The organism is Acinetobacter sp. M5A5_2a (assembly GCF_053345265.1).
This window is the reverse complement of record NZ_JBKEZV010000015.1, coordinates 18,045-35,063: the sequence shown is the minus strand read 5'-3', so window position 1 is coordinate 35,063 and position 17,019 is coordinate 18,045. Positions and strand designations below refer to the sequence as shown.

The window sequence follows — 17,019 nt, the reverse complement described above, 5'->3', positions numbered from 1 at the left end:
CATTGTTTCCCGACATAAGTCGCCTCTTATTTAAGAGCATAAAAACGTCCGCAGAAGGAATGCTGTGGATGAACGGGAAAAGCCATCTAGCCGAATAAATAGCGGTAAAGAAAGCGGAAACTACCAATCAGGATTGGTAGTCATGAATATGGAGTCATGACATGGAAATGGATATTGAAAAGCGAACGTTACGTCGAATCACGTGGAGAATCGTACCGTTTATTATGTTGCTATACCTTGTAGCCTATATCGACCGCGTCAATATTGGTTTTGCCGCCCTCACCATGAAAGAAGATCTAGGCTTTACTGCCTCAGTTCTCGGATTTGGTGCCGGAATTTTCTTTTTGGGCTATTTCTTATTTGAAGTCCCATCCAACATTATTTTGCATAAAGTCGGTGCCCGTATCTGGATTGCTCGAGTCATGGTGACTTGGGGTCTGATTGCAGCTGGCATGGCATTTGTAGAAAGCTCAACCAGTTTTTACGTTATGCGATTTTTACTCGGTGTTGCCGAAGCTGGTTTCTTTCCGGGCATTATTTTGTACTTAACTTACTGGTTTCCTGCACGACATCGTGCTGGGGTGATTGCTTTATTTATGGCAGCCGCCCCAATTGCCACCGCGGTTGGTTCACCAATCTCTGCCGCATTACTTGAAATGCACGGAATTGGGGGTCTCGCTGGCTGGCAATGGATGTTCATTATTGAAGCAATACCCGCACTCATCTTAGGCGTTGTCGTTTTTAAATATATGACTGACCGCCCTGAACAAGCCACTTGGTTAAAACAGGATGAACGCGAATGGCTTGTAAAAACCATGAAGGAAGAAGATGTAGGGAAAAATGCTCCTGAACATCACAGCATTCTTCGCGGCCTTGCCAACCCACGAGTACTTGCCCTTGCATTGATTTATTTCGGAACGTCGGCTGGGCTTTATACCCTCGGTATCTGGGCACCACAAATTATTAAACAGCTTGGCGTAACGTCTATGACTGTCGGGCTTTTAAATGCCATTCCACCAATTGTTTCTGTCATTGCCATGGTTTTATGGTCTCGACACTCTGACCGCACCAATGAACGTACATGGCATGTTGCTCTCGCGTGCTTAACCGCAGCGGTCGGTCTCGCAATTGCAGCAGGCACACATAATGTCATTGGATTAATTGCAGCACTTACCATTGTGAATGTCGGTATTAGCTGTGCTAAGCCACCACTATGGAGTATGCCAACCATGTTCTTGTCAGGATCAGCCGCAGCAGCAGGCATTGCCACTATTAACTCAATTGGAAATTTAGGTGGGTTTGCGGGCCCTGCCATGATCGGCTGGATTAAAGATCAAACTGGAGACTTCACAGGTGGACTTTATTTTGTTGCCGGACTACTCATTATCTCGACCTTACTGACACTAGTGCTGAGCTTCTCCCAAAAAGTGAAAATAAACACAGCCAAAGCAACCCAATAACCCTATTTACATCAATTAGATCTGAACAAGTTTCTTCAAGGAGCACAACATGGACAAAGATATTGCCGTCCAGTCCCTTACGGACACCATGGCCAAATTTACGGCTTACATTGGAAAACGCCTACCCAAAGATGTGAAAAGTAAGTTAATTGAACTTCGTACTTTAGAAACCAATCCATTGGCTAAATCAGTTTATGACTCGATGGAAGAAAATCAGCAAGCTGCGGATAAACTCAACCGCCCAAGCTGCCAAGACACGGGTGTCATTCAATATTTCGTTGAAGCAGGTGCGAACTTCCCTTTGCTTGGTGAACTTCAAGATATTTTGAGCGAAGCAACTGCTGAAGCAACTCGCATAGGTCCTTTACGTCACAATGCTGTCGAAACCTTCGATGAAAAAAATACGGGCACCAATACAGGCACTCAAATTCCATGGTTAGACTGGCGTATTGTGCCTGAACTCGACACTTGTACCATTGATGTCTATATGGCAGGTGGCGGTTGTACCCTACCGGGTGCGGCAAAAGTTTTAATGCCCGGTCAAGGCTACGAAGGCGTTGCTGAATTTGTAATGGATGTTATTACCGAACGCGGTGTAAATGCTTGTCCGCCGTTACTGGTTGGTGTGGGCGTATCAACTTCGGTTGAAACCGCGGCTCGTCTTTCTAAACTCGCTATTATGCGCCCAGTTGACTCAACAAGTGAAAACCCACGCGCTGCCTTGATGGAGCAATTGTTAGAACAAGGTCTTAACGAAATTGGTATTGGTCCTCAAGGACTCACAGGTAATAACAGTGTGATGGGAGTCAATATTGAATCTTCTGCACGCCACCCATCAACAATTGGAGTTGCCGTAAATACAGGTTGCTGGGCACATCGCCGTGGCAAAATTAAGATTAACCCAGATATGTCGTATGAAATCTTATCTCACGAAGGGGTTGTACTATGAAAAAAATTCTGACAACTCCTATTAAAGATGAAGACCTTTTAGATCTTAAAGTCGGTGATGTAGTTTATTTGACTGGCCGTTTGGTAACTTGTCGTGACGTTGCCCATCGCAGACTGATCGAACAAGGTCGAGAACTACCAGTTAATCTTGAAGGTGGAGCGATTTTTCATGCTGGCCCTATTGTGCGCAAAAAAGGTGAAAACGACTTCGAGATGGTTTCGATTGGTCCAACAACCAGTATGCGGATGGAAAAATTCGAACGGGAATTTATCAAGCAAACTGGCGTTAAGCTTATTGTGGGTAAAGGCGGTATGGGTCCAGAAACAGCTGCTGGATGTCAGGAAAATATTGCGGTTCATGCTATTTTTCCAGGTGGTTGCGCAGTGCTCGCAGCAACATTGGTTGAAGAGATTGAAGGCGCTGAATGGCAGGATTTAGGTATGCCAGAAACCCTTTGGATTAACCGTGTGAGAGAATTTGGCCCGCTCATTATTTCTATTGATACCAAAGGCAATAATCTGATTCAACAAAACAAAGTTGAATTTCAGGCCAAGAAAGCTCCCATTTTAGAAAAAATCAGCAAACAACTGAGCTTTATTAAATAAACCAATCCTCATAGATGAAGGGAAAGCAAAAGCACCCTTCATCTTTTTTTTATTTTTGTGCTAAACGCACTGCATGCGGTGTCTTACCATGCCATCTTTTATAAGCATGAATAAAACTGGCAGGTTCGGCATATCCCAACCATTCGGCAATTTGCTCAATAGAGGCTTTCGGTAAAGTCAGATATTGTTCTGCTAGAACCTGTCTGACTTCTTCACGAATTTGAATAAAGGTCATACCTTCTTGAGCCAAATGACGACGTAAGGTACGCGCGTTTAAGTGCAAACGATCGGCAACCATGTCCATAGATGGCATTTCCCCTCGTACCATCATTAACTGCTGCTGCACTAAATTAATAAATTTCTTTTGTGTTTGGCGTCTATCTAGAATTTGCCTACATTGTTCTTCAGCCGTATGTAAAATCAGGTCATTGGCCATTTGTAGTTTTTGATCTACTTTGTGTGGATCGAGTAAAACAAAGTTCTTAGCCGCCCCAAACTCCGGCAGAATTCCAAACAAATCGATATAGGGTTGTACCTCAGCTTTAGCCTGGAAAGTGAAAGCCATATATTGACAAAAATTATCTTGTACCAAGTCCCGTTGCACCGTAATGAGCGCCGCGGCGTCCCGTTCAAGAATAAACTGGCGAACTGAAGGTGGTACGCCCTCATCTTCAATCTCAATCCGAATACCTTCATCTGTATCTGAAACTAGAAATCGGGTAAAGGCAAAAGTAAGTGAAAAATAGGTTAAAGCTAAATCAAGTGCTTCACGAATGCTGGCACTACTCATGAGGGCCATGCCTAAAGGCCCAAATGTTGTAAAGTGATAGCGTGTACCTACATCTAAGCCTAATGTCGGCCTGTCTCCAAGCTGCTCAACCAAGTTATGAATAACCTGCAATTCTTGCTGACCTGTCACCACCATATTAGGGTCAAGCAATTGCTGTTGACTGATTCCAGTCTCTTCTAAAATGGTCTGATAAGAAATGCCTGATTCCACCGCAAAATCAGCCATTAATCGAACACTATGTACACTGCGTTCAAAAGCCCATGCATACTTCACTGTATTGCTCAGAATGTCCTCGAATCACAATATTTTGTCCTCATCCATCCTCTAAATCAAGCAAATAAACGACTATTCTGCATACAGGAAATTGCGATTCTTTCGCCCACTGTTTTTAAGGATTTTAGAGCAGCCTATGTTTAATTCGTCAGCTAATTCAAATAAAAATGTACGCATCGCCATTATAGGCACTGGTTTTGGTGGTTTGGGTCTTGCGATTCGTCTCAAACAAGCCGGTTTTGAACAATTTACACTGTATGAAAAAGCCACTGATGTCGGTGGTGTCTGGCGCGACAATACTTATCCGGGTGCTGCTTGCGATGTACCTTCTCATCTGTATTCTTTTTCTTTTGAGCAAGAGCTGGGTTGGAAAAACCGTTACGGCACATCTCAAGAGATTTATCAATATTTACGCCATTGCGCCGATAAATATGACATTCGCCCACATGTTCAATTTAATACCGAAATTGCCAGTGCCGAATTCGATGCATTACAAGGTGTATGGCACATTCAAAGTACAACCGGTGAGCATTTTGAAGCTGAATTTTTAATAGGTGCTGTGGGCCAGCTCAATCGCCCAGCCTATCCGAAACTCAAAGGCATTGAAAACTTTAAAGGTAAGGCTTTTCACTCCGCGCGTTGGGATCATGACTACGATTTAAATGGAAAACGTGTTGCTGTAATTGGTACAGGTGCAAGTGCCATTCAGTTTGTTCCCGAAATTGCTAAGGAGGTTGCTCATCTTGATGTTTATCAACGTTCGGCACCTTACGTCATTCCGAAGCCAGATCGGATTTATCAACCTTTAGAGAAAAAAGCATTCCGCAAATTACCGATTTTGCAAAGTCTAGATCGTGCCTTACAATATGGACATCACGAAATTCGTCTGCTGGCTTTCACCACTTCGCTGAATGAAATGCCTTTAGTGGAATATTTATTCCAGCGCCATATTCGTAAAGTGGTTAAAGACTCCAAATTACGTCACCGTTTAATGCCGGACTACCCAATTGGCTGTAAGCGTATTTTGATTTCCAACCATTGGTATGAAACGCTCACTCAACCCCATGTAAATGTTATTCATACGGGCATTCAAGAAATTACTGAAAATGGAATTTTAGATACGGACGGAAATCTGCGCGAAGTTGATACCATTATTTATGGTACTGGTTTTGCTGCAACTGAATTTATGGCGCCAATGCAGATTACAGGTCTTGATGGTCGCACCTTAAAAGACACATGGAAAGATGGTGCAGAAGCATACCTTGGCTTAACTGTGAGCGGCTTTCCAAACTTCTTTATGCTCTATGGTCCAAACACCAATCTTGGGCATAACTCAATTGTGTATATGATTGAAAGCCAAGTGAACTACATTTTAGATGCCATTCAAACAACCATACAAAACAAACTTCTGTTCACCAATGTTCGTGCAGAAGTTCAACATGAGTTTAATCAAAGTATTCAAGAAAAAATGAAGAAAACCGTATGGGCACAAGGTTGTACCAGTTGGTATCAAACTGCTGATGGTAAGAATACCAATAACTGGCCAGGTTTTACCCTTGAGTATCGTCAACGCACTCGTCGCTTTGATGTGGAAAACTACACTCAGGTTTCGGCTATTTCTTAAACAAGCTTCACCATAGGAAATGAGAAAAATAAACGGAGAATATTATGAAGTCTTTTAAAAATAAAGTTGCAGCTGTGACAGGTGCGGGTTCTGGTATTGGACAAGCAATTGCCATTGCACTCGCAAAACAAGGCTGCCATCTGGCACTTTCCGATATCAGTGAAGCCGGCTTAGCCAAAACTGTCGAGCAGTTATCAGCCTACCCAGTTAAAGTGACCACTCAAAAAGTCGATGTGGCTAAGCGTACTGAAATTGCAGATTGGGCAAAAGCTGTTGTAAATGAGCATGGCCAAGTTAATTTGATCTTTAATAATGCTGGTGTCGCAATAGGTAGCACGGCTGAAGGTGTGAGCTATGAAGATCTTGAATGGCTTATTGGTATTAATTTTTGGGGCGTAGTTTATGGCACTAAAGAATTTTTACCTTACTTAAAGCAAAGTGGTGATGGACATATTATTAATATTTCCAGCATGTTTGGTTTAACAGCTCAACCAACCCAAAGTGCCTATAACGCCAGTAAATTTGCTGTTCGTGGCTTTACTGAATCGCTGCGCCAAGAACTCGACCTACAAAATGCTGGAGTGAGTGCAACCTGTGTTCATCCGGGAGGTATTCGTACCAATATTGCCAAAGCTGCCCGTATGAATAATAGCGTCCAATCTTTGGGAATGGACCCTATTAAAAGTCAGGATGCTTTCGATAAATTACTTCGTACCCCTGCTGACGAAGCTGCTCAACAAATTTTAGAGGCTGTTCGTAAAAACCGTCGCCGCTTACTGATTGGAGCCGATGCAAAAGTCGTTGATGTAATTCAGCGTATTCTTCCACAGGGTTACCAAAAGATTTTTGCAACAGCAACCGCGTTGCAAACTCGCCTACTCAACAAATCAGCAAAATAAAAATAGTGGTCAGCATACTCTTAATTTTAAGAGATGCTGATCGATAAATGACAAGCTCTAGTATGAGTTCTTATTATGAAGCAGCTTCTTGCATGGACCATCCGTACCACGCTACGTCCAGCTTTATCCCCCAAAACCCCACTAAAGCTACAACGTTTTTGTAGTGATGCAGCCAGTGTCATTGTGCTTGGGCCACGTGGTTATAAAACAAAAAAGCAAATAATTGCTCAAGTGCCGACAGTTCATATTCAGCCCAAAACGACTAAGTCAGGGCTGGGTATCTTGTATTTACATGGCGGTGGCTATGTTGTTGGCAGTTCAAAAAGTCACACTAAGCTTGCGGCTCGAATCGGACATGCAGCTCAGGCACAAGTCTGGCTACCTGAATATCGCCTAGCTCCCGAGCACACAAGTCCTGCTGCTATTGAAGATGTCGTTGCTATCTACAAAGCTTTACTTGCCCAAGGACAAGACCCGAAAAAACTCGTGATTGCGGGTGATTCTGCTGGCGGTGGCCTGAGTTTAAGTACTGCAATTGCAATACGAAATGCAGATTTACCGTTACCAGCAGCATTGGTTTTACTTTCACCTTGGGTTGACTTAAGCCTCTCTGGAAGCACGATGAAAACCCATGCTGCTCAAGATGCGATGCTCTCTGAAAACTGGTTAGCTTGGTGTGCAAAAAACTATTGCGCGCAAAAATCAGTAACCGATCCAACCTGTTCTCCACTCTATGCTGACTTAACTGGACTACCGCCTATTTTGATTCATGTCGGTACCGAAGAAGTTTTATTAGATGATGCAAAACGTCTTGCTGAACAAGCTGGAAAATACGGCATTCCGACGAACTTTAGGATTTATGACCAAGTCGGACATGTTTTTCAGTTCCACACGGGTATACTAAAAGAATCTAATGACTCAATTGAGCGCATTGGGCAATTCATTGATAAGCATACACAGTCAATATAAAAAATAATCGCCAGAGAGGAGCCTCGGCATGACAACAAACAATTATGACTATGATTATCTCATTATTGGTTCAGGCTTTGGTGGTAGTGTTTCTGCTTGCCGTCTAACCGAAAAAGGTTACTCAGTTGCTGTAATGGAAATGGGGCGTCGTTGGAAAGCCGAGGATTTTGCGAAAAATAACTGGAATTCCCGCCGTTGGATTTGGCGTCCGGGCATGAAGCTTTTCGGCTATTTCAATATGCGCTTTTTTCGCCATGTCACCATTATTTGCGGGAATGCCGTAGGTGGAGGTTCAATTACCTATGCCAATACCCTACTCGTTCCACCTGAACATATTTGGGACGAAGGCACATGGGCAGATGCTGCGGACTGGAAAAATGAAATGCCCCAGCACTATGCAGAAGCAGAACGCATGCTTGGGGTGACGGATAATAAAATTTTTGGTCCAGCTGACCATATGCTCAAACAAATGGGTGAAGCTATCGGCGTGGGTCACACATTTAAACCGACTCGTGTTGCGACTTTCTTCCCACCCGAAGGTGAACAAGGCGGCAAAACCTACCCTGACCCATATTTTAACGGTGAAGGTCCAGACCGTGCGACATGTACCGCATGTGGCGGTTGTATGACAGGTTGTAAACACAACGCAAAAAACACTTTGGATAAAAACTATTTGTACTTTGCCGAAAAAAATGGTGCCAAGGTTTATGAAGAAACCAAAGTTGTTGATGTTAAACCACTCAATGGTAAAGCAGATGGCAGTGATGGCTATGAAGTAACCACTGAATGCTCGACCTCATGGTTTAATAAACAGCGTCGTACATGGCGAGTACGCAACGTGATTTTCTCGGCATCTTCTTTGGGTACTCAAGAGATGTTGTTCCGCTTAAAGCAGTCTGGTTCACTGCCAAATATTTCCGATGACTTGGGTAATCGAGTTCGTACCAATGCCGAATCTATTTTAGGGGTTCGTTTCTTTGGTAAAGATGTCGACATGAGCAAAGGTGTTGCCATTGGTTCAAGTATTTACATCGACCATGACACTCATATTGAGGCAACTCGCTACCAAAACGGTTCCGATGCAATGGGTCTCATGTGTACTTACATGGCAAAAGGAAAACCGGGTTGGACACGTATCTTCTTTTGGTTATGGGCGTTAATCTGCCATCCATTTATTTTTCTACGCATGAGCAATCCGGTTGGTTTTGCACGTCAAACCTTGATTTTCTTGGTGATGCAAACTGCCGATGCCTCAATTAACATGCGCTTGAAGCGTAACTGGTTTTGGCCTTTTGGCAAGGTTTTATCTAGCGAAGGTAAAAAGCTACCGGTTTATATTCCACAGGCCAATACCTTTACCGAAAAAGTTGCCAAAATGTTTAATGGCCACCCTATGACAACCATTACCGAAATTTTATTTAACGTGCCTTTTACCGCACACTGTATGGGCGGCTGTGCAATTTCCTCAAGCCCAGAACTTGGCGTGGTGGATGGACAAAATCACGTTTTTAACTATAAAAACTTATATGTTGTAGATGGTTCAATGTTAGGTGCCAATTTGGGCGTCAACCCAAGTCTCACCATTACAGCTCTAGCAGAACGTGCAATGTCTTATATTCCGGCTAAACATACTTTAGATGAGCAACAAGATCATAGAGCAGATGCAGAAACCGTAGAGATCATCAAAGCTTCTGCTTAACATAGAAATTTGTTTTATAAAAAAGCCTATTTTTTAAATAGGCTTTTTTTATTTCGCTTTTTAAATTACGAAGCTACTGCTTTAGCGCGAGCTGCATGTAATTTTTTATAGCTATCGATAAGACGTAAATGTCGATCAAGTCCTTCTAGTTTCATGCTAGTCGGCGTTAAACCGTAGAAACGAACGCTACCCTCTACAGAACCTAATACTGCCTCCATTCGTGTGTCACCAAACATACGGCGGAAATTAGTAAGGTAATCTTCAAGCTCAAGTTCTTCATCCAACATCACTTCAAGCACCACGTTCATGCACTGATAAAACAAGCCACGCTCAACAGTGTTGGTGTTATATTGCAAGTAAGTTTCGACTAACTCTTTTGCCTCTTCAAATTGCTGCAAAGCAACGTAAATCAACAATTTCAACTCTAAAATCGTGAGCTGTCCCCAAACTGTATTGTCATCAAATTCAATGCCAATGAGCGTGGTGATTTCAGTGTAATCGTCTAACTCACATTCTTCTAAGCGTTCAACCAATGCTTCAAGTTGTTCATCATCCAAACGATGCAGATTTAAAATATCTTCACGGAATGAAAGTGCTTTATTGGTATTGTCCCAAATCAAATCTTCAACGAGATAAATTTCTGAATAATCCGGCACTAAAATACGGCAAGCGGTCGCACCTAGGTGCTCATATACTGCCATATAAACTTCTTTGCCCATCTCTTCGAGAATACCGAACAATGTTGCAGCTTCGTCTGCATTCGACTCTTCGCCTTCTCCAGAAAAATCCCACTCAACAAAGTCATAGTCAGATTTAGAACTAAAGAAACGCCAAGATACCAAACCGCTTGAGTCAATAAAATGCTCAACAAAGTTATTCGGTTCAGTCACCGCATTACTTTGGAAAGTCGGTTGTGGTAAATCATTTAAGCCTTCAAAACTACGACCTTGAAGCAGCTCAGTCAAACTACGCTCTAACGCAACTTCAAAACTTGGATGTGCACCAAACGATGCAAAAACACCACCCGTACGCGGGTTCATTAAAGTCACACACATTACAGGGAACTGACCACCTAATGATGCATCTTTAACTAATACAGGGAAGCCTTGCTCTTCTAAGCCTTTAATACCAGCAACGATACTTGGGTATTTTGCTAATACTTCTTCAGGAACATCTGGAAGTGCAATTTCACCTTCTAAAATTTCACGTTTAACGGCACGTTCAAAAATTTCTGACAAGCATTGAACTTGGGCTTCCGCCAAAGTATTACCTGCACTCATACCATTACTTAGGTACAAGTTTTCAATTAAATTTGATGGGAAATATACAACTTCATCGTCAGACTGACGCACGAAAGGTAGCGAACAAATGCCACGCTCTACGTTGCCTGAATTGGTGTCATATAAATGCGTACCGAGTAATTCATCATCTGGGTTGTAAATCTCAAGACAGTATTCATCTAAGATTTCTTTAGGCAATTCACCATTCGGACCCGGTTTAAACCACTTTTCATCTGGATAATGCACAAATTCAGCATTGGCAATCTCTTCACCCCAGAACTGATCGTTATAGAAGAAGTTACAGTTAAGGCGCTCAATAAACTCGCCTAATGCAGATGCTAAAGCACTTTCTTTAGTTGCACCTTTACCATTGGTAAAACACATCGGAGACTGTGCATCGCGAATGTGTAACGACCATACATTTGGAACAATGTTACGCCAAGACGCGATTTCAATCTTCATGCCCAAATTTGCCAAAATGGCAGACATATTGGCAATGGTTTCTTCTAATGGCAGGTCTTTACCTTGAATATAGGTATGGCTTTCTGAAGTTAAGCTTGGCAATAACAATGCTTGCGCATCCGCATCAATGCTTTCAACTTCTTCAATAATAAACTCAGGACCAGTTTGAATGACTTTTTTAACAGTACAACGGTCGATTGAACGTAAAATCCCTTGGCGATCTTTCTCTGAAATATCGGCTGGTAATTCAATCTGAATTTTAAACGTTTGCTTGTAGCGGTTTTCAGGATCAACAATATTATTTTGTGATAAACGAATATTATCGGTTGGGATATCTCGGGCTGCACAATACACTTTTACAAAGTACGCTGCACACAATGCGGAAGATGCTAAAAAATAGTCAAATGGGCCCGGTGCCGAACCATCACCCTTGTAGCGAATTGGTTGATCGGCAATTACCGTAAAGTCATCGAACTTAGCTTCCTGTCGAAGATTGTCGAGATAATTAACCTTGATTTCCATGCTGGCACCTAAATATTTTTATGTGTCAGCACAGACACATAAAATTCTAAATATTGAAATATAAGCCGAATCACAGCGAAGAAATTGACTTAAAAAAATGAAAGATTAAAGCCATGTGTTTAATGAACGACTCAATTGGCTTTAATAAGATTGGCGGTATTATAGAGTGATTTTGTGAAGTTGATAACTAAAGTTAAAACATTGATGCTTACAATGTTTTAACTTGTCTTTAATTTACTTAAATATTGAGCATTAAAATTTAAAGGTGTAATCAACATTCAACCGTGTTTCATTTGCCGAGTGAAATGTCATATTGCTTGGCATATCGTTGCGATAGTGAGAAAAACGAGCTCGCATGCCTAGGCCTTTTAATCTCCCTTCAGGGATTTTATAGCCTAAATCAAATTCCATCGACTCTTCTTTAAAACGCTGATCGCCATATTGCAGCAAATCAATATCTTCCCCTTTTGCATAGCGAGTCATAAAGCGCAGTCCATTTAATGGAACATCCCCTAATCGTGCATTTTTAAAATCATATTCGTAACGAATCGAATAGACTTTTTCGTCTTTATTTGAATAATCCGAACTCATAAAATCAAGCACGACTGGACTCTCAGTTCCCGACAAAAATGGCAGACCTGTCGAGCCAAACGACTGCATATAGCCCAAAGAAACCGTATGATTTTGATAGTTCAAACCAAATAAACCACTTATATGGCGGTTATCGACCTCTCCTATTTTTTTGCTTCCAGTTTCTTCACTATTAAAAAAACGCACGTCACTTAAAAAATTAAGCTGGTCATTTAAAGGCTGTTTTCCGTTAAAACCCAAAAATTGTTGCTGATAAATTTCTTTGAGTTCAGCATGGTAAGCGCGTAAACGGTAGTCCTTTAACTGATAACTTCCTCCTAAGGTGTAAAAAGAATCAGTGGTTGCCGCCTTGTCAAAACGACGGTTGATATTGTCCGTTCCAACATCGGTAAAGCGGATTGAATCACGTTGACGCACTTCATCGACATAAAACCCTTCGAGTTGAAGATTTGGAATTTCATTTGAAACAAAGCGAATACCGCGATAAGTCTGTGGAAACAAGCGCGCTGGCGATGAAAATATGGTTGGTAATTGCGGAACCAGATCCCCCACAAAAAGCTCATTTTTTCTAAATTTAGCCTTCCCTGTAATACCAATTTTTCCATAATAATCGTCACGCGAGTTATCAGTATTGACGGGTAATAAGCCACTACGTGCATAGTCATCAGCGCGACTTCCCATTAGGTTAAAGCCTGCCATTGCCAGTACATCAACACCGAATCCAACTGTTCCTTCGGTATAACCAGACTGCCCTTTAAAAATTAGACCCTGCGCCCAATCTCTGGCAGCTGTATAGGGATATGGGTCTTTTTTATAGTCTCGGTCAAAGTAAAAATTACGCATTGTCAGCTCAGCCTTACTGTCTGCAATAAACTCAGCATGTACAACTTGACTAAATAACGGGCACAAGCATACCCCCACCCACAATGGTGTCTTTTTCATTTTTTTATCTCAACTATTTAATTTTTAATGGTTTAAGGCGCTGTTTTAAGAGAATAGTTTTGTTCTTTTTTACTTCGGTAAAAAGCACTACCCAGACTTAAAATCAGGAAAATAGCCAAAATAAAGACCACACCGTAATAAGCATAAAGCGTTGCTGGTGCAATACCTTTATCCAAAAAAATACCTGCAATCGTTGGCGATAAAATTGCCCCAATACGGCCAAAACCAATGGCATAACCCACGCCACGACTACGGATTTCAGCGTCATAAATTGTTGGAGAAATAGAATATAGACCTGCCACACAGCCATTAATAAGTGTGCCGAGTAATAACCCCACCATGAGTGCGACACTGACTTGAGCGGAGACTGCGACAAATAGAAAAACACAAGCAGACGTTAGTCCTAAAAATAGGCTTAAGGCATAGAAAATTTTTATGCGTGATGCGAGTAAACCAATAATGGCTGCACCGAAAATACCGCCAATACTAATTAAAATACCGGTACTTACCCCTTGCTCTGGTGACATTCCCATTGAAATAAGAATTTTTGGTGTCCAGCTCATGACAAAGTAAAAGCCAAACATCACTAAAAAGAATGCAAACCAAAGGCAAAGTGTTTGAAATCCCAGTTGCCCTGCAAATAATTTGCTGAGTTCACTGCCATTTTGCGTACTCATTTTTTCATAGCGCGGCATAACTGATAGTTCGTTAAGCCCCATGCGGTTTACAGTTATATTAATTCGTTCTAGTGCCTGTTTTGGTCGTTTCGCGAGTAAGTAATCTAAAGATTCAGGCAATAACCATGCGCTGATCAGCAACATTGCAATGGTGGTGATTCCACCTGCTAAAAAGATTGAACGCCAGCCTAAATGTTCAATCAATGCTAGTGATAGTACCCCGCCCAGTGTCGCGCCAATTCCATAACCTGTAGACATTAAGCTAACTGCGAGACTGCGCCAGCGAGCATTGGCATATTCACTTGCCAGTACATTACTACTCGCAAGGATGCCACCCACCCCAATTCCGGTAATAAACCGAAGTGCTGCTAACATGCCGTGGCTTTGTACAAAAGCACAGCCCAACATGCTAAGACCTGCGATCACAAGACAAACTAAGATGAGTAAACGACGACCAATTTTATCGGCTAAAGGTGCAAGAAAAATGGAACCGGCAGCCATTCCAAAAAGACCTGAGCTAAGCAACAAGCCAATTTGTGCGCCTGAAAGTGACCATTCTGCCGAAACAGATGGAGCGGTAAATGCCATCACCATCACGTCAAAGCCATCAATAATATTGAGACAAATACAGATCAAAATGACGAACCATTGGTAGCGGCTCATGTTGTTTTGATTGATCTCACTTAGAACGTCTCTTTCCATTTGTGTATCTCCCTTGGATAAGACATACACACGACATTGCTGATATGAGCGATTGGGTGGTTATGCACATCCGTATCCATAATGACCTAGAGGAATATTTGTTTTTTGAGCATCCTGCTCTTTTTCTATACTGAATATTTGGATCCAAAAAATCAACAATATTTTAAAATTTAATTTAACAACCAACAATACATTGAAAAATATATCTATAATTTATTAACAAATGTTTAAAATAAAAATATGGATCCATAAATTATTTACCCATTTTCAAATCGGCTATTCGAAAAACGATCCAACTTCAGCTTAGGATTGGAATATTTTGGATCCAAATTAAAACCATAAAAGATTCCACCTCTAAAACTCAAAAGAAATACAAAAGCCTTTGATAGTAATTAAAAATATACAAATTAACCAACTCTAACGAACAATATTTTTTAAGAAATATGCTGTTTATCAATTGACCATTATTTTTATTTATTATAAATTGGATCCAATAAGTGATAAGGAGTCGTCACAATGTTTATTAAAAATGCATGGTATGTTGCCTGCCGCCCAGAAGAAATCCAAGACAAACCGCTAGGTCGCACCATCTGTGGTGAAAAAATCGTTTTTTACCGTGGTAAAGAAAACCAAGTTGCAGCCGTTGAAGATTTTTGTCCCCATCGCGGTGCCCCACTTTCACTTGGCTATGTAGAAGATGGCAACCTTGTATGTGGTTATCATGGTTTAGTCATGGGCTGTGACGGAAAGACTGTTTCAATGCCAGCCCAACGCGTAAATGGTTTCCCTTGCAACAAAGCATATTCAGTTGTTGAAAAATTCGGCTTTATTTGGATATGGCCAGGCGAAAAGGCATTAGCAGATGAAGCAAAACTGCCAACTTTAGAATGGGCAGATCATCCTGAATGGCGCTATGGCGGAGGTCTGTTCCACATCCAGTGTGACTATCGCTTGATGGTCGATAACCTGATGGATTTAACCCACGAGACTTATGTTCACTCAAGCAGCATCGGACAAAAAGAAATTGATGAATCATTGCCAGTCACTAAAGTTGACGGTGATCATGTGATTACCGAACGCTATATGGAAAATGTGATCGCACCTCCATTTTGGCAAATGGCCCTTCGTGGTAACCACTTAGCACATGATGTACCAGTTGACCGTTGGCAACGTTGCCACTTCTTTGCCCCAAGTAATGTGCATATTGAAGTCGGTGTGGCACATGCTGGACATGGCGGTTATCACGCACCAAATGACAAAAAAGTTTCGTCAATTGTCGTGGACTTTATTACTCCAGAAACTGAAACCTCACATTGGTATTTCTGGGGAATGGCACGCAACTTCCAGCCAAACAATACTGAACTCACCGATCAAATTCGTGAAGGCCAAGGCAAAATCTTTACTGAAGATTTAGAAATGCTTGAGCAACAACAGCAAAATATTTTAAACAATCCACATCGCAAGTTACTGATGCTCAACATTGACGCAGGCGGTGTACAGTCTCGTAAGGTGATTGACCGACTCCTTGCTGAAGAAAATAAAATGCCTCCTGAAACATCCGCACAGATGTTTCCAAACATTCGGATTATTTAAAGGAGCATGAACATGGACGTTATTATTCAAAAAATTCACCAACTCACCCCGACCATTCGTGCCTTTGAACTGATTGCAGCAAATGGTACAGAGCTGCCGAATTTTGAAGCTGGTGCACATATTGATGTGCATCTTAAAAATGGCCTAACCCGTCAATATTCACTTTCAAATTGTTGTAGTGAAAAACATCGTTATGTGATTGGTGTTTTACATGATGCCAATTCACGCGGTGGCTCACGTTGTATCCATACTGAATATCGTGAGGGAGACTATTTAAAGATTGGTGAACCGCGTAATTTATTTGAGATTCATCCTCAAACAAAGCAGGCTGTTTTATTTGCTGGCGGTATTGGCATTACCCCCATTTTATCGATGGCGTATCGGCTTAAATCGGCCAATATTCCTTTCAAATTACACTACTTTGTTCGTAGTCATGAAATGATTGCCTTCTATGGCAATTTAACCGAGCACTTTGGTGATCAAGTTCATTTTCACATTCAAGATCAGCCAGACACCGAATGTAATATGGCAGAGGTTTTAGGTGAGAGTTCACCAGATAGACACTTATATGTGTGTGGGCCTACAGGGTTTATGCAGTTTGTAATGAGCTCAGCCGAGCAAGCGAATTGGCACAACGAGCAATTACATCAAGAGCACTTTGTCGCGCAAAAAGTAGATACGTCTAACGATGAAGCTTTTACTATTGAAGTTAAAGGTACGGGCCGCCGAATTGAAGTATTGCCAGAGCAAACTGCTACTGAAGCATTAATTGCAAATGGTTTTGATATTCCTGTTTCGTGTGAACAAGGCATTTGCGGAACGTGTATTACTCGCGTTGTAGAGGGTACGCCTGATCATCGCGATATGTTTATGACCGAAGATGAACATGCGCTGAACGACCAGTTTACGCCCTGCTGTTCTCGTGCAAAAACCAAAAATCTTGTGATTGAGCTTTAATACTTAAGTTCCTTTATTCAAAAAT

13 protein-coding genes are annotated in these 17,019 nt (G+C 41.7%); 9 read left to right on the top strand and 4 right to left on the bottom strand.

Going from position 1 to position 17,019, the window contains the following annotated elements:
• Positions 1-161 precede the first annotated feature (161 nt).
• The 3 genes from ACLBWE_RS17985 to ttdB are packed head-to-tail and all read left to right on the top strand — an operon-like array spanning position 162 to position 3,014.
• Positions 162-1,460 carry an MFS transporter gene (locus ACLBWE_RS17985; protein ID WP_447604176.1) on the top strand — a complete coding sequence of 433 codons (1,299 nt, stop codon included), beginning with the start codon at positions 162-164 and terminating at the stop codon, positions 1,458-1,460.
• Between the two features lie 49 nt (positions 1,461-1,509).
• Positions 1,510-2,409: a L(+)-tartrate dehydratase subunit alpha gene (ttdA, locus tag ACLBWE_RS17980; protein ID WP_000356537.1), complete on the top strand. Its 900-nt coding sequence runs from the start codon at positions 1,510-1,512 to the stop codon at positions 2,407-2,409.
• The gene (gene ttdB, locus ACLBWE_RS17975) at positions 2,406-3,014 is read left to right on the top strand and encodes a L(+)-tartrate dehydratase subunit beta (protein ID WP_000722967.1); all 609 of its coding nucleotides are present in this window, start codon (positions 2,406-2,408) and stop codon (positions 3,012-3,014) included. Before ttdA ends, ttdB begins: the two co-directional genes overlap by 4 nt.
• A gap of 49 nt (positions 3,015-3,063) precedes the next feature.
• Here ttdB and ACLBWE_RS17970 read toward each other — a convergent pair whose 3' ends face one another.
• On the bottom strand, positions 3,064-4,077 hold the full coding sequence (locus ACLBWE_RS17970) for an AraC family transcriptional regulator (RefSeq protein WP_447604175.1): 1,014 nt from the start codon (positions 4,075-4,077) through the stop codon (positions 3,064-3,066).
• 136 nt (positions 4,078-4,213) lie between these two features.
• Between ACLBWE_RS17970 and ACLBWE_RS17965 the strand changes: the two genes are divergently transcribed.
• The 4 genes from ACLBWE_RS17965 to ACLBWE_RS17950 all read left to right on the top strand — a co-directional run bounded on the left by ACLBWE_RS17965 (position 4,214) and on the right by ACLBWE_RS17950 (position 9,268).
• Positions 4,214-5,701: a flavin-containing monooxygenase gene (locus tag ACLBWE_RS17965; RefSeq protein ID WP_447604174.1), complete on the top strand. Its 1,488-nt coding sequence runs from the start codon at positions 4,214-4,216 to the stop codon at positions 5,699-5,701.
• 44 nt (positions 5,702-5,745) lie between these two features.
• Positions 5,746-6,600 carry an SDR family NAD(P)-dependent oxidoreductase gene (locus tag ACLBWE_RS17960; protein ID WP_447604173.1) on the top strand — a complete coding sequence of 285 codons (855 nt, stop codon included), beginning with the start codon at positions 5,746-5,748 and terminating at the stop codon, positions 6,598-6,600.
• A gap of 75 nt (positions 6,601-6,675) precedes the next feature.
• The gene (locus ACLBWE_RS17955) at positions 6,676-7,569 is read left to right on the top strand and encodes an alpha/beta hydrolase (protein ID WP_447604172.1); all 894 of its coding nucleotides are present in this window, start codon (positions 6,676-6,678) and stop codon (positions 7,567-7,569) included.
• Between the two features lie 28 nt (positions 7,570-7,597).
• The gene (locus ACLBWE_RS17950) at positions 7,598-9,268 is read left to right on the top strand and encodes a GMC oxidoreductase (protein ID WP_447604171.1); all 1,671 of its coding nucleotides are present in this window, start codon (positions 7,598-7,600) and stop codon (positions 9,266-9,268) included.
• Positions 9,269-9,333: 65 nt separating this feature from the next.
• Here ACLBWE_RS17950 and ACLBWE_RS17945 read toward each other — a convergent pair whose 3' ends face one another.
• The 3 genes from ACLBWE_RS17945 to ACLBWE_RS17935 all read right to left on the bottom strand — a co-directional run bounded on the left by ACLBWE_RS17945 (position 9,334) and on the right by ACLBWE_RS17935 (position 14,444).
• Entirely contained in the window at positions 9,334-11,532 is a 2,199-nt protein-coding gene (locus ACLBWE_RS17945; protein WP_447604170.1) for an OsmC domain/YcaO domain-containing protein, read from the bottom strand.
• A 252-nt stretch (positions 11,533-11,784) separates the two neighbouring features.
• Positions 11,785-13,065, bottom strand: coding sequence for an OprD family outer membrane porin (locus tag ACLBWE_RS17940; RefSeq protein WP_447604169.1), 1,281 nt, complete (start codon positions 13,063-13,065; stop codon positions 11,785-11,787).
• A gap of 32 nt (positions 13,066-13,097) precedes the next feature.
• The gene (locus ACLBWE_RS17935) at positions 13,098-14,444 is read right to left on the bottom strand and encodes an MFS transporter (protein WP_447604168.1); all 1,347 of its coding nucleotides are present in this window, start codon (positions 14,442-14,444) and stop codon (positions 13,098-13,100) included.
• A 516-nt stretch (positions 14,445-14,960) separates the two neighbouring features.
• On the opposite strand from ACLBWE_RS17935, the gene ACLBWE_RS17930 reads away from it, so the two are divergent.
• Together ACLBWE_RS17930 and ACLBWE_RS17925 are read left to right on the top strand one after the other, a co-directional pair.
• On the top strand, positions 14,961-16,037 hold the full coding sequence (locus tag ACLBWE_RS17930; protein WP_348951622.1) for an aromatic ring-hydroxylating dioxygenase subunit alpha: 1,077 nt from the start codon (positions 14,961-14,963) through the stop codon (positions 16,035-16,037).
• A gap of 12 nt (positions 16,038-16,049) precedes the next feature.
• The gene (locus tag ACLBWE_RS17925) at positions 16,050-16,994 is read left to right on the top strand and encodes a PDR/VanB family oxidoreductase (RefSeq protein WP_447604167.1); all 945 of its coding nucleotides are present in this window, start codon (positions 16,050-16,052) and stop codon (positions 16,992-16,994) included.
• Positions 16,995-17,019: the final 25 nt, after the last annotated feature.

Bases quoted from the DNA above. Each gene is read 5' to 3' on its own strand.
- ACLBWE_RS17940 (WP_447604169.1), bottom strand. From the start codon at position 13,065: ATGAAAAAGACACCATTGTGGGTGGGGGTATGCTTGTGCCCGTTATTT.
- ACLBWE_RS17960 (WP_447604173.1), top strand. From the start codon at position 5,746: ATGAAGTCTTTTAAAAATAAAGTTGCAGCTGTGACAGGTGCGGGTTCT.
- ttdB (WP_000722967.1), top strand. From the start codon at position 2,406: ATGAAAAAAATTCTGACAACTCCTATTAAAGATGAAGACCTTTTAGAT.
- ACLBWE_RS17945 (WP_447604170.1), bottom strand. From the start codon at position 11,532: ATGGAAATCAAGGTTAATTATCTCGACAATCTTCGACAGGAAGCTAAG.
- ACLBWE_RS17930 (WP_348951622.1), top strand. From the start codon at position 14,961: ATGTTTATTAAAAATGCATGGTATGTTGCCTGCCGCCCAGAAGAAATC.
- ACLBWE_RS17935 (WP_447604168.1), bottom strand. From the start codon at position 14,444: ATGGAAAGAGACGTTCTAAGTGAGATCAATCAAAACAACATGAGCCGC.
- ACLBWE_RS17925 (WP_447604167.1), top strand. From the start codon at position 16,050: ATGGACGTTATTATTCAAAAAATTCACCAACTCACCCCGACCATTCGT.
- ACLBWE_RS17965 (WP_447604174.1), top strand. From the start codon at position 4,214: ATGTTTAATTCGTCAGCTAATTCAAATAAAAATGTACGCATCGCCATT.
- ACLBWE_RS17985 (WP_447604176.1), top strand. From the start codon at position 162: ATGGAAATGGATATTGAAAAGCGAACGTTACGTCGAATCACGTGGAGA.
- ACLBWE_RS17950 (WP_447604171.1), top strand. From the start codon at position 7,598: ATGACAACAAACAATTATGACTATGATTATCTCATTATTGGTTCAGGC.
- ttdA (WP_000356537.1), top strand. From the start codon at position 1,510: ATGGACAAAGATATTGCCGTCCAGTCCCTTACGGACACCATGGCCAAA.
- ACLBWE_RS17955 (WP_447604172.1), top strand. From the start codon at position 6,676: ATGAAGCAGCTTCTTGCATGGACCATCCGTACCACGCTACGTCCAGCT.